Here is a 25965-nt window from a genome sequence, read left to right as displayed (position 1 = left end):
TCGCCCTCTACTCCACGAACGCCTCGACGCTTTCCCGCGTCCCGACCATGAACGCGTCGGCCACCAGCGTCAGCGGCCGGACGTCCACCTCCGACCGTCCCTCGGCGATCAGCGTCGCGAAGCGGTCGTAGAGGCCGGGGTACTCGCGGTTCTCGCCGACCTCGACCGCCTTGCCGTCGATCGTCAGCTCGGCCCCGCCCAGCGACAGCTTCAGCTCGCCGGCGTCGCTCCAGGCGGTGATGTCCCAGGTCTGGGGTCCGGTCTGCAGGAAGTCGAGATCGGCGGTGATCGTCGCCCCCTTCAGGGTGGTCATGTCGACATGGCCGGCGATCGGCGACTGGACGTTCTCGGGGACCTGCAGCTTGGCGTCGGTGACAAAGACCTCGTCGGGCATGATCTCGGTCAGGATCGACAGGGCGTTGATGGCCGGGTCGAAGACGCCCATGCCGCCCGCCTGCCAGATCCAGGTCTGGCCCGGGTGCCAGCGGCGCACATCCTCGCGCCATTCGATCGAGAGCGTACGGACGGGGTTCTGGGCCAGCCAGGCCTTGGCCTGGGGCACGCCGGCGGCGAAGCGCGAGTGCCAGCTGGTGAACAGCACCACGCCATGCTCGCGCGCGACGGCGGCCAGCTCGGCGACCTCGCCGACCGTCGCGCCGGGCGGCTTTTCCAGGAAGACGTGCTTGCCGGCGCGCAGGGCGGCCAGGGCCGTCTCGCGCCGCGCCTGAGGCGGGGTGCAGAGGGCGACCGCGTCCAGATCCGGACCTTCGGCCAGCATCTCCGCGATGTCGTGGAAGACCGGCAGGCCTCCCAGATCCGGCCGGCTGCGGCTGGCGGCCGCCACGAGGTCGAAGCGCGGGTCCGCGGCGATCGCGGGGATGTGCTGGTCATGGGCGATCTTGCCCACGCCGACGAGGCCGATGCGGATCACTTTAGTCTCCTCCCACGCGGATGTTCGGCGTCGGCGTTTATATTATAAATGGGTCGACGCAAGCCGGACGCGCGCAAAAAGGGTTCCGGCCCCCGTCGAGGCTAGATCCGCTTCATGCTGATGATCTTCACCGGCGGGTTCAGGATCTGGCCCTTCATCGAGGGCACATTGGTCGGGCCGTCGGTGCGGCCGGCCAGGATCTTCTTCACGACGTCCATGCCCTGCACGACATAGCCGAAGACGGCATAGCCCTGGTCGGCGTCCGACTTGCCTGGCTTGGCGTCGAGATACGGTTGGGCGCTGGCGCAGATGAAGAAGTCGGCGGTGGCCGAGCCTGGCGCGTCGCGTCCCATCGAGATCGCGCCGGCCTTGTGCTTCAGGCCCGTCTTCAGCGTGCTCTCGTGGGCGATCGGCGGGGCGCGGCGGGAATAGGGCTTGGGCTGCCCCTGGATCGAGCCGGCGCCCGGCGCGCCCTTGGCCCGGTTGGCGCGGAAGAACTGCCCGCCGTCGAAGCGGTGCTTGTCGACATAGTAGAGGAAGTTCGTGGCGGTGATCGGCGCCTTCTTGTCCTCCAGCTCGACGACGATGGTCCCCTTGTCGGTTTCGATCGCCACGCGCGGCTTGCCGGCGGCGAGGACGGGCGAGGCGGCCAAGGCCAGGACGACGCCGATCAGGGCGCGGCGGGCGATCTTCGTGACGGTCATGGCGGCTCCTCTTCCTCGATAGGGGTGATGGCATATCGCGATCGCGCCGTCATTCCCGTCCCTTGAGCCACATTGTGGGAAGCGGTTCTGGAAAAGTGACCGCTCACAGATTTCCTGCATCGCAAGAGTCACGTTCGCTGAGTTAGGGTCGTGCTTGACCGCGGGGAAACGCGGCGATCAGGGAAGGGAATTCATCGATGGGGGCTGACAGCCAAGCCGCGCCCGCCCAGGGGAAAACGGGTAGGGGCCGCGACGCGCTGGTGATCGGGGCGTCCTCGCTCGGCACCGTGTTCGAGTGGTACGATTTCTATCTGTACGGCTCGCTGGCGGTGATCATCACCGGCCACTTCTTCTCGGGCGTCAACGAGACGACGGGCTTCATCCTGGCCTTGCTGGCCTTCGCCGCGGGCTTCGCGATCCGCCCGCTGGGCGCGGTGATCTTCGGACGGCTCGGGGATATCTGGGGCCGCAAGAACACCTTCCTGATCACCATGCTCCTGATGGGCGTCTCGACCTTCGTGGTCGGCCTCTTGCCCTCCTACGAGCAGATCGGCGTGGCCGCGCCGGTCGCGCTGATCGTCATGCGCCTTGTTCAGGGCCTGGCCCTGGGCGGCGAGTACGGCGGGGCGGCGACCTATGTGGCCGAGCACGCGCCGGAAGGGCGCCGCGGCTTCTACACCAGCTGGATCCAGACCACGGCCACCGTCGGCCTGTTCCTGTCGCTGCTGGTGATCCTGGCGACCCGCACGTGGATGGGTGAAGACGCCTTCAAGACCTGGGGCTGGCGCATCCCGTTCCTGGTCTCGCTGCTGCTGCTTGGTGTCTCGCTGTGGATCCGCCTGAAGCTGCACGAGAGCCCGACCTTCCAGCGCATGATCTCTGAAGGGAAGGGGACCAAGAAGCCGCTGGCCGAAGCCTTCGGCCGTTGGTCGAACTTGAAGGTCGTGCTGCTGTCCCTGTTCGGCCTGACCATGGGCCAGGCGGTGGTCTGGTACAGCGGCCAATTCTACGCCCAGTTCTTCCTGGAGAAGACGCTGAAGCTGGACGGGGCCCTGGCCAACCTGCTGATCGCCACCAGCCTGCTGATCGGCACGCCGTTCTTCGTGTTCTTCGGCTGGCTGTCGGACAAGATCGGTCGCAAGTGGATCATCATCGTCGGCTGCGTGCTGGCGGCGGCGACCTATTTCCCGATCTTCAAAGCCATCACGGCCTACGCCAATCCGGTGCTGGCCCAGGCCGAGGCTTCGGCCCCGGTCGTGGTCAACGCCGATCCGACCACCTGCGCCTTCCAGTTCGACCCTGTGGGCAAGGCCAAGTTCAACACCGCCTGCGACGTGGCCAAGGCCTATCTCGCCAAGGCCGGCGTCACCTACACCTCGCAGGCCGTTCCGGCCGGCGCGGCGACCACGGTCCAGATCGGCGGGGTCAGCCTCTCGGGCTTCGATCCCCAAGGCGCGACCGGCAAGGCCTTCGCCGCCGCCCGCAAGGCGTGGGAAGCCGATCTCGGCGCCCAGCTCAAGGCGGCCGGCTATCCCGCCAAGGCCGACGCCAAGCTGGTGGACAAGCCCAAGGTCATCGGTCTGCTGGCGATCCTGGTGATCTATGTGACCATGGTCTACGGACCGATCGCGGCCATGCTGGTCGAGCTGTTCCCCACCCGCATCCGCTACACGGCGATGTCGCTGCCCTACCATATCGGCAACGGCTGGTTCGGCGGCTTCCTGCCCACCACGGCCTTCGCGATCGTGGCGGCGACGGGGGATATCTATTCGGGCCTCTGGTACCCGGTGATCATCGCCTCGGTGACCGCCGTTATCGGTGGTCTGTTCCTGAAGGATACGCGGCACAATCCGATCGAGGATTAGGCGCCGCGCCAAAAGTGGCCCGGCGACGGGGACGTCGCCGGGTTGCCATTCCGCGTTCGATCGGCTTGCTTGTGTCCCGAGAGGGGCGTTGATGGCGCAAGAAGACGAAGACAGGCGCGCCTGGTTTCGGCGGGAGATCCTGCCGCTGGAACCGGACCTGCTGGCCTATGCCCGACGGTTTTGCCGCGATGGGCAGACCGATCCTGAAGACCTGGTTCACGAGACCTTCGCGCGGGCCATCGCCTGCAAGACTTGGCGTGAGATCGGCAATCCGGGCGCGTTCGCCACCCGCATCCTGCGCAATTGCGCCCTCGACGCCCTGCGCCGCCGAAAGGTGCTGACGATCACCGCCGTCGCCGACTTCGAGCGTATCGATCCGATCGACGAGGCGCCGGGCGCGCAGATGATCGTCGAATCGCGTCAGGAGCTTCGCGCCCTCGCCGACGCCATCGCCGAACTTCCGACGCAATGCCGACGCGTCTTCACGTTGAGAAAAGTCTACAGCCTCTCGCCCGACGAGATAGCGGTTCGACTCGGCTTGTCCGTCTCTACTGTTGAGAAGCACCTGGTGAAGGGACTTCGCTACTGTTCCGAGAAGTTGGGACGGCGTAACGAACGAAAGAATTCGATCGACGAAAGGCGCTCATGGAGCGGGACACGGGATCACGACGCGAAGCGGTAAGGCAGGCCGCCGCCCTCTGGGTGGTGCGGCTTGACGATCCTTCGTGCTCTGACGCCGATCGCGCAGCCTTCGAGGCCTGGCGTGATGAAAGCTTCGAGCACGAGGCCGCCTTTGAGCGCGAGGCCGCCGGCTGGGCGCGCCTCGATCGCGTGCGCGCGCTTCGGCCCGGCTTGCAGCGACCCGACGCCGACCTGCTGGCGCCGACGTCAAAGCCTCGCCTGCCGGCCCTGGCGCGCTCGCCCTGGGCGCGGGGGATGGCGGCGGCGGCGGCGATGGCGCTCATCGTGGCGGGAAGCCTGTCTTTCGGAACCTCGACCGCCTACGCCACCGCGATCGGCGAGCGTCGTGTCATCGTGCTGGGCGACAACAGCCGCATTGAGCTGAACACCGACAGCAAGGTGGTGGTCCGCTTCCGGCGCGGCGTGCGTGAGTTCAAGCTGGTCAAGGGCGAGGCCTTGTTCGACGCGGCGCCGGGCGCGCGGCCCCTGGTGGTGAAGGCCGCCGACGCGGTGATCGCCGCCGACGGCTCGGCCCAGGTGGTGGTGCGCCTTGGCTCCGACGGCGCGGCGGTGACCGTCAAGAAGGGCGCGGTCGATGTCGATCCGGTTCGCGCCGAGTCCAAGGATGACATGCGTCTGAAGGCCGGCGTGGTGGCGGTCTACGACTCGCGCGGCTCCCGGTCGCGCGCGGTGTCCGACGCCGAGATCGATCGCAGCCTGGCCTGGCGGCAAGGGGCGATCGCGCTGAACGGCCAGTCGCTGGCGCAGGCGGTCGCCGAGTTCAACCGCTATAACCATCGCCAGATCCGCATCGCCGACCCGTCGATCGCCGATCTGCGCCTTGCCGGCTATTTCCAGACCACGGAGCCGACCAGCTTTGTCTCGGCCGTGACCAGCGCCTTCCCGGTGCGCGCTTCCGAAGGCGCCGACGGCGCGATCCGCCTTTCAAGGCGCGGCTAGCGCCAGGCCGGCGCAAAAAAGTTCCGGTCGCCAATGGCGGAAACGCCCGCCTATACCGTCGATCCCGGAAAGGCGCTCTCCCGTCGGGGCTGGAGGCGTCGAGAGGGATTATAAGAACAATGTCTAACGACACGCGTCGCCGCACCGTTCGCGGCTTCCTGATGGCGTCCGCCGCCGTCCTGGTCCTGGCCGGTCCGGCCTTGGCCCAAGAGGCCCGCCACACCTTCAACATTCCGGCTGGCGATGCGGTGACGGCGCTGCAGGCCTTCGCCCAACAGTCGGGCAAGCAGGTGCTGTTCCCGTTCGAAGCGGCGACGGGTAAGCGCACGCCGGCCGTGGCCGGCGACATCGCCGACGCCGAGGCGCTGGCGCGCCTGGCCAAGGCCGCCGGTCTGGCCGTCCAGTCCGACGACGGCAAGACCATCACCCTGCGCCCGGCGCCGGCCGAACTCCCCCAGTCCCAAGCCCCCCAGGCTTCAGGCGCGGGGGCCGGCGCGGCGACTGACGAGGCCCAGATCGTTGAAGCCGTCGTGGTCGTCGGCTCGCAGATCGAAGGCGCGCGCACCACGGACGCCCTGCCGGTCACCGTCGTCGGCGAGAAGGAGATCATCGCCACGGGCGCCGTCTCCGGCGACGAACTGTTCCGCTCGATCCCGCAGGCCGGCGACGTCCAGTTCCAGGAAGCCCGCACCACCGGCAACCTGAACGACGCGCGCGGCGACGTCTCGTCCCTGAACCTGCGCAATCTGGGCACTGGCAACACCCTGGTGCTGCTGAACGGCCGTCGCGCCGTCCTGGCGCCGGGCACCCAGACCGAGAACCTGGTGCCGGTCCAGACCGTCAACACCAACTCGTTCCCGGTCTCGGGCGTGAAGCGGGTGGAAGTGCTGCGCGACGGCGCCGCGGCCATCTATGGCGCCGACGCCGTGGCTGGCGTGGTCAACATGGTGCTCGACACCAAGTTCCAAGGCCTGCGCGCCGAAGCCCAGATCGGCGGCTCGGAAGGCACCGGCTACCGCGAAGGGACCTTCAACCTGAAGGCCGGCACGCGCCTCGAGGACGGCACCCGTCTGACCTTCTTCGGCACCTACACCGCTCACAGCCGCCTGATGGCCAGCGAGCGCGACTACTCGGCCAGCGAAGACCACCGCGCCGCCATGGCCGGCACCGCCTGGGCCAATGACACCGCGTTCGACAACCGCTCGACCTCGAGCCCCTGGGGCGCCTTCACGCTGATCCCGTCCTCGACGGCGCCGCGGCAGAACGGCGTGGCCCTGACGACCTCGGGCGTGTTCCACATCGAGCCGGTCTCCAACACCGCCGCCGGCTGTTCGTCGACGACGCTGTCCGGCGATATCTGCATCAAGTCGGGCACGATCACGGGCACGGCCGACCGCGCCCTTCGCTATGACGAGAACGCCCAGCGTTCGCTGAAGGGCGGGCTGGAGCGCACGAACCTCTTCTCGACCGTCGAGCACGACTTCGGCGACATCACGGCCTATGGCGAAGCGGGCTACTACCACGCGCTGTTCACCGGCAATCGCGAGCAGTCCGCGCCGCTCAGCACCGCGCCGATCAGCATCGCGGCCAACGCCTACTGGAACCCCTTCGGACCCGTGACGCTGGCCAATGGCGCGGTCAATCCGAACCGTCTGGCGGGCCTGACCGGCGTGGCCACGTCGGGCGTGGCGATGAACATCACCAACTACCGCCCGGTCGACGCCGGCGGCCGCACCTATACGGTGACCGACGACAGCTTCCGTATCCTGGGCGGCGCCAAGGGCTCTTGGAACGGCTGGAAGTGGGACAGCGCGCTGCTCTACACCGAGGCTCGCACCAAGGACATGACGCATAACGCGATCAGCAACACGGCCTTCCAGGCCGCGCTGAACCGCACCGACGCGTCGGCCTACAACCCGTTCAACGGCGGCTCGCTGACCAACTATTCGGGCGCCGACGCCACGCCCAACAGCCAGGACACGATCAACTCGTTCCTGATCAACGTCTACCGGATCAGCAAGACCTCGCTGGCCATGGGCGACTTCAAGGTGTCGAAGAAGGACCTGTTCCAGCTGCCCGGCGGCGACGTCGGCTTCGCGGCCGGGGTGGAGCTTCGCCGCGAAACCTACAACGACAATCGCGACGATCGCCTGGACGGCACGATCAAGTACACCAACACCGTCACCGGCGTGACCTACGCCACCGACGTGATGGGCGCTTCGGGCGCGCCGGACGTCTCGGCCCATCGCACGATCGCCTCGGCCTTCTTCGAACTGGCGGTGCCGGTCATCTCGCCCGAGATGAACATCCCGTTCGTCGAGGAGATCAGCCTGCAGATCGCCGCCCGCGACGAGCACTATTCGGACTTCGGCAACGTGCTGAAGCCCAAGGGCGCGATCCTCTGGAAGGTCGGCCAGGGCCTGTCGCTGCGCGGCTCGGTCTCGCAGAGCTTCCGCGCGCCGAACCTGCCGCAGTTCTATAGCGAAGGCGCTTCGGTCTCGAACACCCGCACCGACTGGGCGGCGTGCCGGATCAACACGCCCAACGCGACCACCTGCTCCAGCGCCAGCACGATCGAGGTCCGCAGCGGCAACGACCAGCTGAAGCCGGAAGAGGCCGACAACGCCAGCGTCGGCTTCGTCTACCAACCGCGCTTCATCCCGGCCGAATATGGCAAGCTGACCTGGACCACCGACTTCTGGTCGATCCGCGAAAAGGGCGTCATCGGCATCCTGGGCGGCGGCAACCAGATCGCTCTGGACTGGCTGCTGCGCCAGCAGGGCTCGTCCAACCCGAACGTCGTGCGAGACGCGCCGGTGGGGACGAACACCGTCGGGGCGATCGCCTATATCAGCGACACCTACATGAACCTGCAGCCGCGCATGGTTCAGGGCGTCGACTTCTCGCTGGCCTACGACCTGGACGACACCCCCTGGGGCGACTTCGGCCTGAACGTCAACGTCGCCAAGCTGCTGAAGTACGACCAGCAGCCCAGCGCGACCGAGGCTCTGCTGCAGCAGGCCGTCGCGGCCGGCAAGCTGCCGGGCGTGACGATCACCAGCGCCGGCAACCAGATCGGCCTGGGCGGCTTCCCCGAGTTCCGCGGCAGCGCCAGCCTGACCTGGCGCAAGGGCGGCTGGGGCGCGGGCGCCTTCGTGAACTATGTCAGCGAGGTGTATGACACCGGCTCGACCCTGACCGGCGGCGAGTACTACCAGATGCCCGCCTGGACCACCGTCAGCCTGTATGGCCAGTACGCGTTCAAGGAAGGCCGCTTCGACGGCTCCACCGTGCGCGTCGGCGTCCGCAACATCGGCGACAAGGACCCGCCGGTCTCGTCCAGCAACTTCGGCTACTACGGCTCGCTGTACAACGCGACCGGCCGCTACTGGTACATGAACGTTTCCAAGCGATTCTAACTCTCAAGGCCTCCGGCTTCCCAGTCTTCGGGGAAGTCGGGGGCGCCCGATATCCTCGGACGAGACCATGGGCTCCGCCCAGTCGATCACGATCGACAATGGCCTCTTCTCGGGGGCGGTTGCGCCCTAGGGTATTTTCCCACCTCCATCCTAGGACGCGATCACGGCGCCGGAGCTGCCCCTCCGGCGCCGCTTTCATTTTGGGATTTGCGCCGGATCAAAGCTGGCCCGGACAAGCGGGCGCAGTATGTCTTCAGGCTCTTCTGTTTGCGGTCCAGACGGGAGCCTACCGCCGCTCGACGTCATCGCCAGTTCGACGTCGGACGGTGGCGCTTCGGGGCCGTGCCCCCTAGGTGCTCCGAAGCTAAATCGGCGCCGGAATCGCATCCGGCGCCGATCTTGTTTTCAGAGCTAGGCGAGGGCGCTCAACGCGCCGCCGCCGCCGGCCCGTACAGCAGGCCGTTGAACAGGAACTTGAACGTCCCCCACGACTGTGCGCGCTGGGTGATCTCGGGGCCGAAGACGAAGATCTTGCCCTTGCCCAGGTCGATGTCGAGCATCGCCGTGGAGTCCTTGAGCTTCTCCTGGCCGACGGCCCAGCCGCTGCGCAGCGGCTTGTCGGTGTCGAACCACGAGACGCGCGAGACGCCCTTGACGTCGGGCTTCACCGTGAAGGTTGGGCTGCGGTCGAAGAAGATGTCCACCTGCTCGCCGGCGCCGTAGGCCAGCGGCTGCTTGGGATCGACCTTGGCGCGCAGCACCGAGCCGGGGATGTAGAGTTCGCGCGTGGTGTAGGGCTTGGTCTGACCGTTCTCGGTCTTGGCGGTGGCGACCTCCACCGGCGCGCCCAGCGCCGTCGCCAGACGCGTCGAGGCGCCGATGGCGACCACCGAACCGCCGCCCTTCACGAACGCGGCGATCTGCGGAAGGGTTTTGTCGTCGGTGAACCGGCCCAGCCAGGCGCGATATTCGGCCGGGATATCCTCAGGCTTCGGCTGCGGCCCGCCGCGACCGGCCTTGAACGGGCTGTCCTGCGGCGCGGGCACGACGCCGTCCGGGAAGACCAGGACGTCGAAGTCCTTCTTGATGTCGCCGGCGTCCAGGCGCTGCGGATAGACGACCTGGAAGGGCGCCTCGAACTTCTCGAACATCCAGCGGTTCCAGCCCGACGGCATCGAGCCGCCATAGACGTCCACGAGGCCGATGCGGATCGGCTTCAGGGCGATGGTCGCGCCTGACGGCTTGCCGCCGACCGCATAGGCGTCGATTCCAAGGTCCTTGACGCCCTTGTCGATCACCGCCTTGGCGGCGGGCGAGGCGGGGACCCAGATCGCGCCCGGACCGAAGGCGACCTTGTCGGCCTTGGCGCCGTCCTTGACCCAATAGACCTTGGCGCCGGCCTTCAGCAGGCGGTTGGTCAGGGTGAAGCTGGCGTTGGTCTCGTGGCTGACCAGCCAGCCCGCGCCGCCCGAGCCCTTCACCGAGCCCGGCGCGACCTTGATCAAGTCGGGCACGCGCGAGGTGGGAGCGTCGAAGCCGTCCAGGATGCGGTCGAACTTGATCCCCATCTGGTAGGCCAGGGTGTAGCCGGTGACGTCGTAGGGCGCCTTGGGCGGGCCGCCCGGATATTCCAGGTCGTGCGGGTGATCCTGCGGCTCGAACATGTCGAGGATGTGCGGGCGATAGGCCTGGGCCGTGCGGACGACGTAGGAGCCGGCCGGATAGGTCTTGCCGGCGATCGTGAAGGCCTTGTCGGCCTTATCGACGTCGACGCCGGTCTTGATAAGGGCGTTCAGGAAGGCGACCGCCGTGGGCATGTCGGCTTGGTCGGCGGGAATGACGTAGGCGCGCGGGTCACGCGCTTCCGGCGTCTGAAGGACGGTCTTGTAAAGGCTGGGATCGATCGCCGCGCCGTAGGGGCCGGGCTTGCCCTTGCCGGCGGCGGCCAGGGCCTCGACGCGGGTCGGGGTGATGGTCCAGCTGTCGGTCGAGCCGCGCTTGATGCTGTTGTCGCCCATCTTCCAGATGTTGAAGAGCAGGCGCTCGCGGTTGCGGGCGGCATAGTCGATAACCGCCAGGTTCATGGTCATCTGGTAGTCCAGCGAGTCCTGCAGGCGCCAGATGCGCGGGGCGATCGGTGCCGGGCGGTCGTTGTTGGGCAGTTGCAGGTCTGGAACGAGATTGACCGTGGTCGGGGTCGGGCCGCCGATGATCTCGGTCAGAAGGCCGATCGAATTGTGGAAGTAGGCGACCGACCGCACCATGCCATTGTGCCAGGTGGAATAGGGGGCGGCGCTGCGGTTCCCCGAGCCCGGCTTGTCCTCGGCCACCAGCCGGCTGTGCATGGCCATGCCGACTTCCTGCAGCTCGGTCATGACCAGCGGGTCATAGTTGAAGTTGAACGGGTCGCGGAACGGCGGGACGAACACCACCATGCCGTTGGGGCCGGTCTGGTGCTGATTGAAGATGATCTGCGGATACCACTCGCGGAACAGCTGGCGGTTGATGTTGGTGGTCTCGGCCATGGCCGACATGAAGCTGTCGCGGTTGTTATCGTGGCCGACGTACTTCTGGTACAGGCGCGGCAGCGAATTGAACTCGCGCTTCTTCGGATCGGCGTTGCGCATGTACCAGTCGCTGACCAGCTCCATGCCGTCGGGATTGTCGTGCGCGAACAGGATCACGCAGTCGTCCAGCAGGCGCAGCGTTTCGGGATCCTTGGCCGTCAGCATTCGATAGAGGATCTGGATCTGGCCCTGCGAGGTGATGGTCTCGGTGGCGTGCAGGCCCGCGTCGATCCAGACGACCGCCTTGCCTTCCGCCGCCAGCTTGGCGGCCTCTTCCTTGGAGACGCCCTCGGCCTTCGCCAGCTTGCGCGAGATCTCCTTCAGGCGGTCCAGCTTGGCGAGGTTGGCGGGTGAGGAGACGACCGCCATCCACTGGGTGCGGCCTTCCTCGGTCTTGCCGATGTCGATCAGCTTCATGCGGTCCGACTGGGCCGCCAGGGTCTTCAGATAGGCCTCGTAGGCCGTGTAGTCGGCCAGGAAGTAGTCGCTGCCGACCGGCTGGCTGAACGCCTTGTCCGGGGGGGTGATGTCGGCCGCGACCGCGCCCCCCAAGGCCCCGAAAGCCAGAATCACGCCGAGGGCCGCACCGGCCATCGCTCCGCCACGCGTCATTGCATCACCCCTAACCCGCGCGCCTCGACAGCAAGGGCGCTCTCCCTAGAAGAGACGAAGCTGGACCGGATTTCCGCACCCGGAGCAACCGGCTGAGCAGCCCATTTTTTCGTCGGGAGCGTGGGCGCACGGAAAAGAGGCCGCCCTCGCGGACGGCCTCTTCCTCTCATCGGGCCCTACTGGCGGCCCGTACGCGAGATCCGGTGGTGGTCAGATCGCCGAACGGCGGGCGAGTTCGACCCGGCGGGCGGCCACTTCGCTACGGGCGCGCTCCAGGGCGTCAATCTCGGTGGCGGTCAGCAGGTTATCGATGACCCGGCCCAGGTGCTCGCGCATCGCGTTGCGGGCGGCGGCGGGATCGCGCGCCTTCAGGGCCAAGAGAATCTCCTGGTGGTCGTCGATCCGCGGGCGGACGCCGACCTGACGCGCCCGCTCCAGCATGGCCCGGCACAGCGGCGACTTGTAGCGCTGGTCCCAAAGCGTCTCGACCACGTTCACGAGAGCGCTGTTGCGGCTGGCCCGGGCGATCGCGACGTGGAAGCGGCGGTCGGCGCCTTCGCCGCGCACGTCCTTGTCGTTCTCGACCACCATGTCGTCCATGATCGTCGCCAGTTCGGTCAGCTCCTCGTCGGTGATCGTGGCGGCCGCCAGGGCGGCGACCTCGCCCTCGATCAGGCGGCGGGCTTCGGTCAGCTCGAAGGCGCCGATATCCAGTTCGGGCGCCGAGCCCTGGGCGCGCGGCGCGTCGGTGACATAGACGCCCGAGCCATGCCGAGCCTCGACCAGGCCCTGGATCTCGAGGGCGATCATCGCTTCGCGCACGGTGGGGCGGCTGACCTTGTAGTCCTCCGCCAGGTCGCGCTCCGACGGCAGACGCTGACCAGGCTTGTGGACGCCCTCGCGGATCGCCTCGGCGATCGCGCCAGCCACCTGTTGGTAGAGCTTGCGGGCTTCCGTCGTCGAAGTGGTCATGTCTCTTCAAATCCCGTCCATTACGCGCCGGCCATACGCGCCAGGGTTGGGCAGACTATTGCATGGGGAAGGGACGCGCTACCCGACCTTCGTCGACAGGCTCTAAGGCACATATTTGGAGCCCTCCTGAACGCTTCGGATTGTTCCATCCGAAGCGGAGGGCTCTAGCATCTCGTCTGATAAGTCGCTAAAACTGGTCAGGCCAATTTCTTTTCCACGTTTAACGACTAGGTCCATGCTGAAGATCATCGACGCCAAGGTCATCGTCACCTGCCCCGGCCGCAACTTCGTCACGCTGAAGATCACCACCGAGGACGGGATCACCGGGGTCGGTGACGCCACGCTGAACGGCCGCGAGCTGTCGGTGGTCAGCTTCCTGCAGGATCACATGATCCCGTCGCTGATCGGTCGCGACGCCCATCAGATCGAGGACATCTGGCAGTTCTTCTATCGCGGCTCGTACTGGCGCGGCGGCCCGGTGGCCATGACCGCCCTGGCGGCGGTCGACATGGCGCTGTGGGACATCAAGGGCAAGGTCGCGGGCCTGCCGGTGTACCAGCTGCTGGGCGGCGCCTGCCGCACGGGCGTCACCGTCTATGGCCACGCCAATGGCGAGACGATCGAAGACACCATCGCCGAGGCGGTGAAGTACAAGGCCATGGGCTACAAGGCCATCCGCCTGCAGACGGGCGTCCCGGGCCTGCCCAGCACCTACGGCGTGTCGAAGGACAAGATGTTCTACGAGCCGGCCGACAACGACCTGCCGTCCGAGAACGTCTGGTCGACCGCCGCCTATCTGAAGCATGTGCCGAAGCTGTTCGAGAAGGCGCGTGAGGTCCTGGGCTGGGATGTCCACCTGCTGCACGACGTCCACCACCGCCTGACCCCGATCGAGGCCGCGCGCCTGGGCAAGGACCTCGAGCCCTACCGCCTGTTCTGGCTTGAAGACTCGGTCCCCGCCGAGAACCAAGGCGGCTTCCGCCTGATCCGCCAGCACACGACGACGCCGCTGGCCGTCGGCGAGATCTTCGCCCACGTCTGGGACGCCAAGCAGCTGATCGAAGAGCAGCTGATCGACTATCTGCGCGCCACCGTGCTGCACGCCGGCGGCATCACCAACCTGAAGAAGATCGCCGCCTTCGCCGACCTGCACCACGTCAAGACCGGCTGCCACGGCGCCACCGACCTGTCGCCCGTGACCATGGCCGCGGCCCTGCATTTCGACATGTCGATCCCGAACTTCGGCCTGCAGGAATATATGCGCCACACGCCGGAGACGGACGCGGTCTTCCCGCACGCCTACACCTTCAACGACGGCATGCTGCATCCGGGCGACAAGCCGGGCCTGGGCGTCGACATCGACGAAGAGCTGGCCTCCAAGTACGAATACAAGCGCGCCTACCTGCCGGTGAACCGCCTGCAGGATGGCACGATGTTCAACTGGTAGGCGGCTAACGCCTACCCAAGAATTCGGCCGCCGGAGGAGCCCCCCGGCGGCCGTTTTCGTTTCGGGACCGTTCGTCGAGCGCTACGCCGGGCCGACGCGGAACGCGCACAGCTTGTTGCCGTCCAGGTCTCGGAAATAGGCCGCGTAGAACGCCTGAGGGCCTTCCTCGCCGCGCACGCCGGGCTCGCCCTCGCACTGGCCGCCCAGGGCCACGGCCTTGTCGTGCAGGGCGTCGACCTTGGCGCGCTCGTCCATGACCAGGGCGATCATGGTGCCGTTGCCGAAGGTGGCGGCCTGGCCGTCATAGGGTTTGCCGACGCCGAACATCGGCTTGCTCCAGTCCGCGCCCCAGGCGCAGCCGCCGGTCGGGAATTCCATCAAGCGCTTGACGCCGACGGTGTCGAACAATGCGTCGTAGAAGGCCTTGGCCTTGTCCAGATCGTTGCTGCCGACCAGGGTGTATCCGATCATGTGCGCCTCCCATATCGCGCTGTTCGAGGTCATGCCTCGCGACAAGTTATCGGAGAAAACCAGCATTTTTGAGAACGGTTAGGCAAGGGCAAAGCTTCGCCTTAAGTTCATCAATCATGGGTTTTGGGTTGGTGGTAACTTTTATGACTTCTATTGAATTTATTTCGCTTTTATTTAATGGAAAATCGCTATGTCGGGTTTACGACCTATAGGTCGCGCGAAGTTTTTATTATTTACTTTCGTTTTCGGGGTCTTGCTGCTAAGTTGAGCTCATCACTGGCACGGCTTTTCGAGCGTCGGTGACTGAGAGACGAAGCGCAAGGCTTTCGCTCCCGCTCGAACGGCTGGAGCTCTTTAATGCCCGCGTACCTATTCTATCCGCGCCGCGCGAACGGCGTGTCGCTGACCTTTGTCGCCGAGACCGCCAGGAACGACGTCGAGGCTCTGGAGCTAGCGGCCGAGATCGCGGCGGACCACGATTGCGTCAGCGTTTTCGTCTGGGAGCCAGCGTCCACCCCCGATGGCCGCGACCGCTTTGTCGGTGAGATCGGCAACCCGAGTGGCGAGACCCGTAGCGATCCGTCCGCCGATCATGGAGCCTCCGCGTCGGCTTAAGCGTTACCGGGAGACCTGCTGGGAGGTCTCCGTGGACAAGCTGTTCGCCAAGTTCGCCAACGTCACCGCCAGGATCACTGGCAGCCCGCCGGCCTTCCTGGTCTGCGTCGCCCTTGTCCTGGTCTGGGCCCTCAGCGGCCCGCTCTTCGGCTTTTCCGAGACTTGGCAGCTGGTGATCAACACCGGCACCACGATCGTCACCTTCCTGATGGTCTTCCTGATCCAGAACACCCAGAACCGCGACGGTGTCGCTCTCCAGACCAAGCTGGACGAGCTGATCCGCGCCACCACCGACGCCGAGAACGAGTTCATCGGCATCGAGAAGCTGACCGACAAGGAGCTCGAGGTCATGCACGCCCGGTGCAAGGCGCGGGCGGATCGGTCGATGCGCGCCTTGCAGCGCGCGGCCGCCGAGAAGGACGCCCGCGTGGCGAAATCGAGCGCGGGCGCGCGCAAGGCACCAGCCAAGTCGCAGCCCTCGGCCAAGGCTCGCGCCGCCAGCCGCGCGAAGGCCCTGAAGGCCGGTCGTTCCAGCGAGTAACGGCGCGTCGGCTACGACCTCGACAGGCTGGACGCGAGTTGTCTTAAACGGTAGCGGTACCAAAGGGTGAGCGCGTCGGCATGAACGCGCGCCTGATTGGGGAAACGCGCCTTGCCGAAGCTGTCCTTTCCGAAACTTCGGGCCCTGCGCTGGTGGATCATCGGCCTGGTCATGCTGGGCGCGATCATCAACTACCTGACGCGGTCGACCATGGGCGTGGCCGCGCCGACGGTGCTCAAGGACCTCGGCATCTCGGTGAAGGAATATTCCTGGATCACTGGGGCGTTTCAGCTGGGTATCATGCTGCAGCCAGTGTGCGGCTACGTGCTCGACACCCTGGGCCTGCGCACCGGCTTCGCGGTGTTCGCGACCGCCTGGTCGCTGGCGGCCATGGCGCATGGCCTGGCCTCGAATTGGCAGGGCTTCGCCGTCCTGCGCGGCCTCCTGGGCTTCGCCGAAGGCTCGGCCCAGCCGGCGGGCATGAAGACGGTCGCCACCTGGTTCCCGGCCAAGGAGCGGGGCTTCGCGGGCGGGATGTTCAATATCGGCGCGTCGGTGGGCTCGATGCTGGCGCCGCCGCTGGTTGTGTGGGCCGTGCTGACCTGGAACTGGCGCGCGGCCTTCGTCATGACCGGCGCCCTGGGCCTGGTCTGGCTGGCGCTGTGGCTGTTCTTCTACCGCTCGCCCGACCAGCATCCGTCCATGACCGACGAGGAGCGCGCGCGGATCGCCGCCGGACAGGAGACGCACCTGGCCGAAGCCGGCGCCAAGCCCTCGGTCCTGTCGATCCTGAAGCAACGCAAGTTCTGGGGCATCGCCCTGCCGCGCTTCCTGGCCGATCCGACCTGGGGAACCCTCTCGTTCTGGGTGCCGCTGTACCTGTCCCAGACCCGAGGCTTCGACCTCAAGCAGATCGCCATGTTCGCCTGGCTGCCGTTCGTGGCCGCTGATCTGGGCTGCCTGTTCGGTCCGACCGTCGCCAGTTTCCTGCAGGCGCGGGGCGTGTCGCTGATCAACGCCCGTCGATGGGCCGTCACCCTGGGCGCGGCGATGATGACCGGCATGATCTTCGTGGGGAGGGTCGAGAGCCCCTACGCCGCCATCGCCTTGCTGTGCCTGGGCGGGTTTGCGCACCAGACCTTGTCCGTCACCGTGATCACCATGGCCTCGGACCTCTTCCGCCGCGACGAGGTCGCCACCGTGGCGGGCCTCGCTGGCATGATGGGCAATCTGGGCGTGCTGCTGTTCTCGCTGCTGATCGGCGGTCTGGTGGCCACGATCGGCTATGACCCGTTCTTCGTGGCCCTGGGCGTGCTCGACATCGTCGGCGCCATCATCCTATGGACGTTTGTCCGCGACCGCATCGCGCCCAAGGCCGAGCCGGTCAGCCAGATTCCCAATCCGTGAGCCTGTCCGTGATCCGCAATCCCATCCTGCGCGGCTTCAACCCCGATCCCTCGATCGTGCGGGTAGGGGACGACTACTATATCGCCGTCTCGACCTTTGAGTGGTTTCCGGGCGTTCAGATCCACCATTCGCGCGACCTGAAGAACTGGCGGCTGCTGAGCCGGCCGCTGCAGCGCGCCAGCCAGGTGAACATGCTGGGCGATCCGGACGGCTGCGGCGTCTGGGCGCCGTGCCTGTCCCACGCCGACGGCCGCTTCTGGCTGATCTACACCGACGTCAAGCGCTATGGCCGCACGACGGTCGGCGGGGCGTCTGGCGCCAGCCTGCGCGACTTCCACAACTACCTGGTCACCTGCGAGACGATCGACGGCGATTGGTCGGATCCGATCTATCTGAACAGCTCCGGCTTCGACCCGTCGCTGTTCCATGACGACGACGGCCGCAAGTGGTTGGTGAACCAGCTGTGGGACCATCGGCCGGGCAAGAACCGCTTCGCCGGCATTGTCCTGCAGGAGTTCTCGGCGACCGAGGGGCGGCTGATCGGCGAGCGCAAGGTGATCTTCCAGGGCACGCCGATCGGCCTGACCGAGGCGCCGCACCTCTACAAGCGCGACGGCTGGTACTATCTGATCACGGCCGAGGGCGGCACGGGCTGGGGCCATGCGGTGACCATGGCCCGCTCGCGGACCATCGACGGCCCCTACGAGCTGCACCCCGACACCTACCTGCTGACCTCGCGGGATCGTCCCCACGCGCCGCTGCAGCGCGCGGGACACGCTGACCTGGTCGAGACCGCCGACGGCGAGACCTATGCGGTCTATCTGGTCGGTCGTCCGATCCCGAACCGCGGTCGCTGCACCCTGGGACGCGAGACCGCGATCCAGAAGCTCGTCTGGAGCGACGACGGCTGGCCGCGCACCCTGGACGGCTCGGGCGACCCGACCCTGGAGACCCCCGCGCCGGACCTGCCGGAGCATCCCTGGCCCGCCGCGCCGGTCCGCGAGGACTTCGACGCGCCAAGCCTGCCGATCGATTTCCAATGGCTGCGGACGCCCCATCCGGATGAGATCTTCAGCCTGACGGCGCGGCCTGGTTTCCTGCGCCTTTACGGCCGAGAGACGGTTGGCAGCCTGTTCCGCCAGGCCCTGGTCGCGCGACGCCAACAGGCGCACTGCTACTCGGCCGCGACGAAGCTGGATTTCGAGCCCGCCCACTTCCAGCAGGCGGCGGGGCTGATCTGTTACTACAACGCCTCGAAGCTGCACTACCTGCACGTCACCCACGACGAGACGCTGGGCAAGCACCTGCGGGTGATGACCTTCACGCCCGACAGCCCGCAGACCGACAGCTTCACCGCGCCGATCCAACTCCAGGCGGGCCCGGTCGAGCTGCGCGTCGAGATCGACTTCGAGCGCCTACGCTTCGCGTTCCGGCAGGACGGCGGCGACTGGACCTGGCTACCCGAGGTGTTCGACGCCTCGATCCTGTCGGACGAGGCCACCGCCCCCGGCGCGCCGGCCTTCACGGGCGCCTTCGTCGGCATGGCGTGTCAGGACATGTCGGGGCAGGGCGCGCCAGCCGACTTCGACTGGTTCGACTACGAGGAACGGGAATACCGCCCCTAGAATTTGTGAATTGAGTGAACGCTGTTCACTCGTAGTGTTCTCCCATGCGCCGCCGAAGACGGCCTTGGGAGAACGCCATGAACGCCCCAGTCTCCATTTCCGAACACGACGCCGCCCTCTGCGCTGGCCTCACCGTGACCCCCGCCGGCACGGTGCTGGGCGCCGAGATCTCGGGCGTCGACCTGCGCGAGCCCCTCAAGCCCGAGATCGTCGCGGCGATCCGGGCGGCGCTCTTGCGCTACAAGGTCGTGTTCTTCCGCGACCAGGACATCAGCCACGAGGATCATGTCCGCTTCGGGCGCTATTTCGGCGACCTCGAAGGACACCCCGTGACGGCGCACGTGCCGGGCTTTCCGGAAATCCTGCACATCGAGGCCGCCGACGGCATGAAGCTGCGCGAGGAGATCGTCCCGATCGTCCGCGCCGCCAACAAGTGGCACACCGACGTCACCTTCCGCGAAGCGCCGTCCATGGGCGGGGTGCTGCGCATGCGCCAGATGCCGCCGCTGGGCGGCGACACCCTGTTCGCCGATACGGCCGCGATCTACCGGGATCTGCCGCAGAAGCTGAAGGACCAGATCGCCGACCTCACGGCCGAGCACGACATCATCCAGAGCTACGGCTATCGCGTCGACGAGGCCAAGCACCAGGAGCTGCGCGCGGCCTATCCGCCGATGATCCACCCGGTGGTCCGCACCCATCCGGAGACCGGCGAGAAGCACCTGTTCGTCAACAAGGTCTTCACCACCCGGATCCTCGGCCTGCCCGAGGACGAGGCCAAGGCGCTGCTGAACGAGCTGCTCGACCGGGTGAAGGCGCCCGAATACCAGGTCCGCTTCCGCTGGACGCCGAACGCGATCGTCTTCTGGGACAACCGGGCGACCCAGCACTACGCGGTGCTGGACTACTGGCCGCAGGAGCGCGTCGTCGAGCGGGTGACGATCAAAGGCGACAAGCCCTTCTAAGCGCAGGCGGCGCGCGCAAGAAAAAAGCCGGCCGACACGCCCAGGAGGCGAGCCGGCCGGCCGAAACAAAAAGGTGTCGGCGCGGTGGGGTGCGCCGAGTGCCAGATCAATTAACGAATCTTGGCGGAATGGCAACGCTCCTTGTGGTTGCGTCGCTGCGACAATCCGGCGCGGATCCCTTACTTTGCCTGGGTTTTAGGCAATTCTTGAGGTTGAGCGGCCTTGGGCCCCGTCCCCAATACGCGGAAGGCCACGAAGACCAGCCCTCCGGTAAGGGTCAGACAGGCCGCCAGGAACAGCATCGGGGCCAGATTGCTGCCGGTTGAGTCGCGGATGATCGGCACGACGTTCTGCGCGATGAAGCCGCCGAGATTGCCGACGGCGTTGATCGCGGCGATGCCGGCGGCGGCGCGCGGGCCGCGCAGGAAGCTGGGCGGCAGGCTCCAGAAACCGGGCTGCCCCGCGAAAATGGCGGGCGCCGCGACGCACAGCAGCGCGAACTTCGCCCAGGTCCCTGGGACCACGACGCTGGCGACCAAGGCCACGGCGGCCAGCAGCGGCGGACCGGCGACGTGCCAGACGGTGAAGCCGCGCTTGGCCGCATGCTGGGGGACCCACCACAGGGCTGCGGCGACCAGGACCCAGGGGATGATGTTGATCAGGCCGTTGACGGTGTTCGACACGCCGAACGCCTTGACGATCGTCGGCAGCCAATAGCTGAGGCCGTAGGCTCCCAGCGGCATGCCGATATAGAGACCCGCCAGCAGCAGAACGCGCGGATCCAGCATGGCCTTCCAGGCGCCGGCGTGGCTGGTGTCCTGGCCCACGTCCTCGCCCGCCAGGGTCTGGGCCAGCCAGGACTTCTGCTCGGGCGCCAGCCATGGGGCCTTTTCCGGACCGTCAGGCAGCTTCCAGAGCACGTAAGGCGTCATCAGCACGGCGGGCACGCCCGTGGCCAGGAACACCCATTGCCAACCCGCCAGGCCGAGCAGGCCGTGAAGGTCGAGCAGGGCCCCGCCGATCATCGCCCCGACCGCGTTGGCCAGGGCCGAGGCGATCATGAACAGGCCGACCATGCGGGCGCGGTGGGCGTGCGGGAACCACAGCGTCAGGACGTACAGCACGCCCGGGAAGAAGCCGGCCTCGGTCACCCCCAGCAGGAAGCGCAGGATGTAGAACATCGTCGCGTTCTGGGTGAAGCCCAGCGCCAAGGTCACCAGGCCCCAGGTGAACATGATCCGCGCGAACCAGACGCGCGCGCCGACCTTCGCCAGGATCAGGTTCGAGGGCGCCTCGAACAGGAAATAGCCGACGAAGAACAGGCTGGCGCCGAGGCCATAGGCGGCCTCGCTGAGGCCCAGCGCCTGGACCATCTCCAGCTTGGCGTACGAGACGTTCTGCCGGTCGATGTACGCGATCAGGTACATGATGCAGAACAGCGGCATCAGCCGCGCGGTCACCCGGCGGACGGTCGAGACTTCCAGGCTCATGCGATGGCCGCCGTCAGCTGCAAGCGCGTCGTCATGCCATCCTCATCGTTCATGGGGCCAATACCGCCTGTCCGGTTAGCGGCGTCGGGAGGGGCGCGCCACCCCGACCAAGGTCGATGGTCGGCGGGGCCTCAGCGCCCCGCCGCCTTGTCGTCGTAGAACGCGCGCAGGACGAAGAAGGCCGGCTTGCGGCGACCCGTGGGCGAGATCAGACCCTTGCGGTTCCAACCCTGCTGATAGACCGGGTGCTGGCGTCGGGGCGCGCGGAAGTCCTTGAGGATCCAGGGCGACATGCCGCGCAGGGTGGGGATCTTGCGGGCCATGGCCAGGGTCTTTTCGTAGTAGCGCTTCTGGAAGTCCTCGGAGAACTTGCGCATCAGGACGGGATCGCTGAAGCCGGCCAGGGCGTCGGCGCCGAACTCAGAGAACACCATCGGCTTGTCGGTCGCCTTCCAGGCCATGTCGGGCAGGGCGTCGAGCGCGTCGTCGCTGTACCAGCCGTTATAGGTGTTGGCCGCCAGCACATCGAGCTTGTCGGCCAGCGGGTCGTTGAGACCCATCAGCGGCCGGCCGTCGACCGTCTTGCGGTCGGTCAGCAGGGCCGCGGTGACGAGGCGCGTGTCGTCCAGGGCGCGGACCTCGTCGACCAGCTCGTAGAGGAAGGCGTTGCGCGCTTCGGTGATCGGCGTCTCGTTGGCCACGCTCCACAGGATGATCGACGCGCGATTGCGGTCACGGCGAATGTTGTCGGCCAGCATGCCGCGCGCCAGGGCCAGCGTGCGCGGATTGGCGAAGTCGACCAGCCAGTAGACGGGGATCTCGCTCCAGACCAACAGGCCCATCTCGTCGGCCAGCCGGGTGGTGATTTCGCTGTGGGGATAGTGGGCTAGGCGCACGAAATTGCCGTGCAGGCCGGTCTTCACCTCGCTGAGCAGGGCGCGGGCGCCCGCCTCGGTGATCGTGCGCGCGGGGTTGTCGCCCAGCTCCTCCTCGTGGATCGAGACGCCGCGCAGGAAGATCGGCTTGCCGTTCAGCAGGATCTCCGAGCCCTTGGTCTCGACGGTGCGGAAGCCAACCCGATCCGTCAGGCGGTCCTCGCCGGACTGGACGACGACATCGTAGAGCTTCGGGCTCTCTGGCGACCAGCGGGCCAGGCGCTTGGGCGCGGGCGCCGAAACGTTCAGCACCCCTTTGGCGTCCGTCTTGCCCGCGATGTCGAGACCCAGCTCGGCGACGCGCACGTGAACCTCCTGGTTCGCCGCCTGGGCGCCGTCCAGCGTCACGGTGGCGGCGATCTTGCCGTCCTTGGACAAGCGCACCCAGGCTTCGTCGATGAAGGTGCCGGGCGTGATGACCAACCGCATGGGCCGGGTGATTCCGCCATAGTTCTCCCAGTCGGTGACCGGCGGCGGCACGCCGTCGTCTCGGGCGGTGGAGTCCACCCCGACCGTAAGTTGGTTGTTGCTGTCGCGAAGGACGTCGGTGACCTCCATCGAGAACGGCGTGAAGCCGCCCTCGTGCTCGCCGACGGGCTTGCCGTTCAGATAGACCTTGGCGGCGTAGTTGGCGGCCTCGAAGCGCAGGAAGGCGCGTTGGCCGGGCTTCAGCGCCGGCGCGTCGAAGCGGCGCTGGTACCACATCAGGCCCTGGTAATAGCGGAGCGTCGGATCGTGGCCGATCCAGGCCTGCGGCAGGGTCGCCGTCGGGCTGCGGTCCATGTCGTATTCGTAGAGGGCCGTCGGCTTGGCACGCGTCAGGGCGTCGACATCGACGTCCTCATAGCGCCGGTGGCCCGGGTTGGGCGGTCCGCGATGAAAGCCGGCCAAGCCGTCGCGATAAGGGTCGACCGAGTAATGCCAAGTGCCAGAGAGATCGACGCCGTCGCGTAGGTCGGCGCGGGTCAGGGTCGGCGAAGAAGCCAGAGCCGGCGCCGCGATCATCAAGGCGCACGCCGCGCCGATTAGGGTCTTCAGTCCCGGTCCCATCGCATCCTCCCACGCGGCCTTTGGCCTTGGAGGAGTTGAAGCATGGTCTGACGCGGTCGGATAGTGGTCAGGCCACTGTGAAAAGAAAAGGGCGGCCCCGGTTGGAGCCGCCCCCTCTGAACGATGGTGCGAAGATCCTAGAACGTCTTGCGGACCGTCACGCCGTAGGTGCGCGGGGCGTTCGGATAGCCGCTGTAGCTGCCGTCCTGCGCCACGGTGGGGAAGGTCGAGATCAGGCTGTCGTCCTTGGTCAGGTTACGCACCCAGGCCATGACCTCGATCTGCTTGGCCGTGTTGGTGACGCCCACGCTGGCATTGACCACCTTCTGGCCCCAGGTCGACAGCTCCGGCGGGGTCGTCTCGGTCAGCTGGGTCTTGCTGACATAGTCGTATTCCACCCGGGCGTAGCCCTGGTAGTCGCCGCCCAGGTCGCGATTGACCGTCGCCGAGGTCGAGAACGACCACTTCGGGATGCCCGCCGGGCGATCGCCGGTCAGGTCCCGGAAGTTCGGACGGCGGCCGGTGGCCGGATCGACGGGGCAGCGGACGGTGTCATAGTTCACGCAGGCCGCCCCGGTGAACTTGTCGTACTTCGGATCCAGGTAGGTCGCCGCGGCGGCCAGGTTCAGCCAGCTGACCGGACGCCAGGCGCTGTCGATCTCGAAGCCCTTGACCGACTCCTCGCCGGCGTTGACCAGGCTGTAGCCAAGGCCCGTGAAGGCGTTCGACTGGAAGCCCTTGATCGACTGCTTGAACACCGCGACGTTGGCGTAACCACCCGGGAAGTTGGCCTTCACGCCCAGTTCGTAGACGTCGACGTTTTCCGGATTGGCGGTGCGGCCCACGCCGTTGGCGTTCGGCGGACGGCTGTCCGACGACAGGTTGTAGGCGCCGGCCTTCCAGCCCGTGGAGTAGCTGACATAGGCGTTGATGGCGCCGAAGTCGTAGGCCGCGCGCACCGCGTAGGTGACCTTGTCGGCCTTCAGCTCGCCGGACTCGGTCGCGTTCGGGAAGTTGACCGGGCCGTGGTTGGTGGTGTTGCCGTAGAAGAACTGCAGGGCGCCCAGGGCGCTATACAGGTTGCCCGGCAGACCCAGGGCCGGGAACTGCGGCACAGCGCCCAGGTTCAGGGCCGAGAACGGGTCGTTCATGACGACGTTCGAACGGGCCTTCTTGTCGTCGTTCAAGTAGGCGAGACCGCCCGTCAGGGTCAGCTTGTCGGTCACGCGATAGTCGACCTGGCCGAACAGCGAGTACGACGTCTGCTTCATGCTGTAGTAGTCGTCGATGCCCTGGCCGGGCTGGAAGTAGGTCGAGCCGGGCTTGACCAGGGTCGGCGTCGCCAGGCTCTGCAGGAACTCCAGCGCATAGAGGTTCGACTTGCCGGTCAGGGCCGGACGGATCGTCGCCGGCAGGGCGGCCAGCAGCGTGGCCGGCACGGCGCCCGACAGGGCGTCCGCGAAGGCGCGGATGTCCGTGCCGTAGGTGATGGTGCGGCCGGTATCGAGCTTTTCGTGCTGGTAGAAGCCGCCGGCCAGCCAGCTGATCGGACCATCGCCGCTGGAGGCCAGGCGGACTTCCTGGGTGAAGGTCTTGATCGTGTTGGACGTGCGGTTGTTCGAGATGTCCGCGCCGGTGAAGTCGATGTCCTGGAAGGACGCGTTCTTCTGGTTCCGGTAGGCGGTGATCGCCGTCAGCTTGGCGAAGCCCAGGTCATGGTCGACCTGGCCCGAGACACCCTTGCCCGACAGGTCGTTGTTGGGATCGGTGTTGAAGATGACGTTGCGGTCGAAGACCTTGGTCGTGTCGCTGATCGGCTTCTTGAGCACGGCGCCGATCGCCAGGGTGGCGGGGCCGTTGAGGATCGAGCTGACCGCGCAGCAGGTCTCCTTGATCTTGTTGTAGTCGGCGATGACCCGGAACGAGGTCTTGTCGGTCGGCTCCCACAGGACGTCGCCGCGGATCGACCAGCGGTTACGGTCGTTGACGTCGTTGCCGGTGGTCAGGTTGGTGAAGAAGCCGTCGCGCTTGTTGTAGCTGCCCGAAACCCGGACGGCCAAGGTGTCGCTGAGCGGTCCGGTGAAGGTGCCCTTGATCTGGCGGGTGTTGTAGTTGCCGATCGTGGCTTCCAGCTTGCCGCCGGCGTCGAACTGCGGGCGCTTGGTGACGATGCTGATCGCGCCGGCCGACACGTTCTTGCCGAACAGGGTCGATTGCGGGCCGCGCAGCACTTCGATGCGCTCGACCTCGGGAAGGTCGTCGAGGGCGGCGGCCGAGCGGCTGCGGTAGACGCCGTCGATGAAGACGCCGACCGAGCTTTCGATGCCGTCGTTGCCGTTGCCGTTGCCGAAGCCGCGGATGACGAAATTCGTCTGACCGGTGGCGTTGAATTGCGACACCTTCAGCGACGGCACGACCGATTGCAGGTCGATCAGGTCGCGGACCTGGGCCCGTTCGATCGTCTGCTGGCCGGTGACGGCGACCGAGATCGGCACGTCTTGCAGGGTCTGTTCCCGCTTGGTGGCGGTGACGACGATCTCCTCGACGGCGGTGGCGTCAGCGGGTTTGGTTTGTTGGGCGAAGGCGGGGGCGGCGATGGCGAGCGCCAGGGCCGAAACCCCCAGCATCTGGACGTTTCTCATATGTAACTCCCTGATGTGTTTTATTTTTATCCGCGCCTCTTCCCGCTCCGGCTCGAGCTTGACCGG

Annotated in this window: 17 protein-coding genes and 1 pseudogene; 10 read left to right on the top strand and 8 right to left on the bottom strand. The window is 66.8% G+C overall.

What is annotated here, in order from left to right; genetic code table 11:
- Window positions 1–7 precede the first annotated feature (7 nt).
- Together CSW60_RS06260 and CSW60_RS06255 are read right to left on the bottom strand one after the other, a co-directional pair.
- Entirely contained in the window at window positions 8–931 is a 924-nt protein-coding gene (locus CSW60_RS06260; protein WP_099536416.1) for a Gfo/Idh/MocA family protein, read from the bottom strand.
- Between the two features lie 101 nt (window positions 932–1032).
- Entirely contained in the window at window positions 1033–1635 is a 603-nt protein-coding gene (locus CSW60_RS06255; RefSeq protein WP_099536415.1) for a peptidylprolyl isomerase, read from the bottom strand.
- A gap of 197 nt (window positions 1636–1832) precedes the next feature.
- On the opposite strand from CSW60_RS06255, the gene CSW60_RS06250 reads away from it, so the two are divergent.
- From CSW60_RS06250 to CSW60_RS06235, 4 genes are all read left to right on the top strand, one after another.
- Entirely contained in the window at window positions 1833–3500 is a 1668-nt protein-coding gene (locus CSW60_RS06250; protein WP_099536414.1) for an MFS transporter, read from the top strand.
- An 88-nt stretch (window positions 3501–3588) separates the two neighbouring features.
- Entirely contained in the window at window positions 3589–4182 is a 594-nt protein-coding gene (locus CSW60_RS06245) for an RNA polymerase sigma factor (RefSeq protein ID WP_201722974.1), read from the top strand.
- Window positions 4146–5141 (top strand): FecR domain-containing protein, encoded by a 996-nt coding sequence (locus tag CSW60_RS06240; RefSeq protein ID WP_099536412.1) that lies wholly within the window; start codon window positions 4146–4148, stop codon window positions 5139–5141. Before CSW60_RS06245 ends, CSW60_RS06240 begins: the two co-directional genes overlap by 37 nt.
- 119 nt (window positions 5142–5260) lie before the next feature.
- Window positions 5261–8560, top strand: a complete 3300-nt coding sequence (locus CSW60_RS06235) for a TonB-dependent receptor (protein WP_099536411.1) — start codon at window positions 5261–5263, stop codon at window positions 8558–8560.
- 425 nt (window positions 8561–8985) lie between these two features.
- Here the strand turns inward: CSW60_RS06235 and CSW60_RS06230 are convergent.
- Window positions 8986–11827, bottom strand: a pseudogene (locus CSW60_RS06230) (M14 metallopeptidase family protein).
- Window positions 11828–11949: 122 nt separating this feature from the next.
- Window positions 11950–12711: a FadR/GntR family transcriptional regulator gene (locus tag CSW60_RS06225; protein ID WP_099536409.1), complete on the bottom strand. Its 762-nt coding sequence runs from the start codon at window positions 12709–12711 to the stop codon at window positions 11950–11952.
- 235 nt (window positions 12712–12946) lie between these two features.
- Between CSW60_RS06225 and manD the strand changes: the two genes are divergently transcribed.
- On the top strand, window positions 12947–14158 hold the full coding sequence (gene manD / locus CSW60_RS06220) for a D-mannonate dehydratase ManD (protein WP_099536408.1): 1212 nt from the start codon (window positions 12947–12949) through the stop codon (window positions 14156–14158).
- A gap of 81 nt (window positions 14159–14239) precedes the next feature.
- On the opposite strand, the gene CSW60_RS06215 is transcribed toward manD, so the two are convergent.
- Window positions 14240–14629 carry a VOC family protein gene (locus CSW60_RS06215; RefSeq protein WP_099537570.1) on the bottom strand — a complete coding sequence of 130 codons (390 nt, stop codon included), beginning with the start codon at window positions 14627–14629 and terminating at the stop codon, window positions 14240–14242.
- A gap of 357 nt (window positions 14630–14986) precedes the next feature.
- Here CSW60_RS06215 and CSW60_RS06210 point away from each other — a divergent pair, with 357 nt between their 5' ends.
- The 5 genes from CSW60_RS06210 to CSW60_RS06190 all read left to right on the top strand — a co-directional run bounded on the left by CSW60_RS06210 (window position 14987) and on the right by CSW60_RS06190 (window position 19782).
- Window positions 14987–15244: a hypothetical protein gene (locus tag CSW60_RS06210; RefSeq protein ID WP_099536407.1), complete on the top strand. Its 258-nt coding sequence runs from the start codon at window positions 14987–14989 to the stop codon at window positions 15242–15244.
- Window positions 15245–15275: 31 nt separating this feature from the next.
- Window positions 15276–15785, top strand: a complete 510-nt coding sequence (locus CSW60_RS06205; protein ID WP_099536406.1) for a low affinity iron permease family protein — start codon at window positions 15276–15278, stop codon at window positions 15783–15785.
- 171 nt (window positions 15786–15956) lie between these two features.
- On the top strand, window positions 15957–17192 hold the full coding sequence (locus CSW60_RS06200) for an MFS transporter (protein WP_236634259.1): 1236 nt from the start codon (window positions 15957–15959) through the stop codon (window positions 17190–17192).
- Window positions 17189–18817 carry a glycoside hydrolase family 43 protein gene (locus CSW60_RS06195; protein ID WP_099536404.1) on the top strand — a complete coding sequence of 543 codons (1629 nt, stop codon included), beginning with the start codon at window positions 17189–17191 and terminating at the stop codon, window positions 18815–18817. Before CSW60_RS06200 ends, CSW60_RS06195 begins: the two co-directional genes overlap by 4 nt.
- Before the next feature lie 77 nt (window positions 18818–18894).
- Window positions 18895–19782 carry a TauD/TfdA family dioxygenase gene (locus CSW60_RS06190; RefSeq protein WP_099536403.1) on the top strand — a complete coding sequence of 296 codons (888 nt, stop codon included), beginning with the start codon at window positions 18895–18897 and terminating at the stop codon, window positions 19780–19782.
- 179 nt (window positions 19783–19961) lie between these two features.
- Here the strand turns inward: CSW60_RS06190 and CSW60_RS06185 are convergent, their stop codons facing one another.
- The 3 genes from CSW60_RS06185 to CSW60_RS06175 all read right to left on the bottom strand — a co-directional run bounded on the left by CSW60_RS06185 (window position 19962) and on the right by CSW60_RS06175 (window position 25899).
- Complete coding sequence (locus tag CSW60_RS06185) at window positions 19962–21272, bottom strand: MFS transporter (protein ID WP_099536402.1); 1311 nt, start codon at window positions 21270–21272, stop codon at window positions 19962–19964.
- Window positions 21273–21403: 131 nt separating this feature from the next.
- Window positions 21404–23257 (bottom strand): glycoside hydrolase family 2 protein, encoded by a 1854-nt coding sequence (locus CSW60_RS06180; protein WP_236634226.1) that lies wholly within the window; start codon window positions 23255–23257, stop codon window positions 21404–21406.
- A gap of 137 nt (window positions 23258–23394) precedes the next feature.
- The gene (locus CSW60_RS06175) at window positions 23395–25899 is read right to left on the bottom strand and encodes a TonB-dependent receptor (RefSeq protein ID WP_099536401.1); all 2505 of its coding nucleotides are present in this window, start codon (window positions 25897–25899) and stop codon (window positions 23395–23397) included.
- Window positions 25900–25965: the final 66 nt, after the last annotated feature.

Origin of the sequence: Caulobacter sp. X (assembly GCF_002742635.1) — a bacterium.
In the GTDB taxonomy this organism is placed as follows: domain Bacteria; phylum Pseudomonadota; class Alphaproteobacteria; order Caulobacterales; family Caulobacteraceae; genus Caulobacter.
The sequence above is the reverse complement of the archived record's forward strand: the minus strand, read 5'-3'. Positions and strand labels throughout refer to the sequence as shown.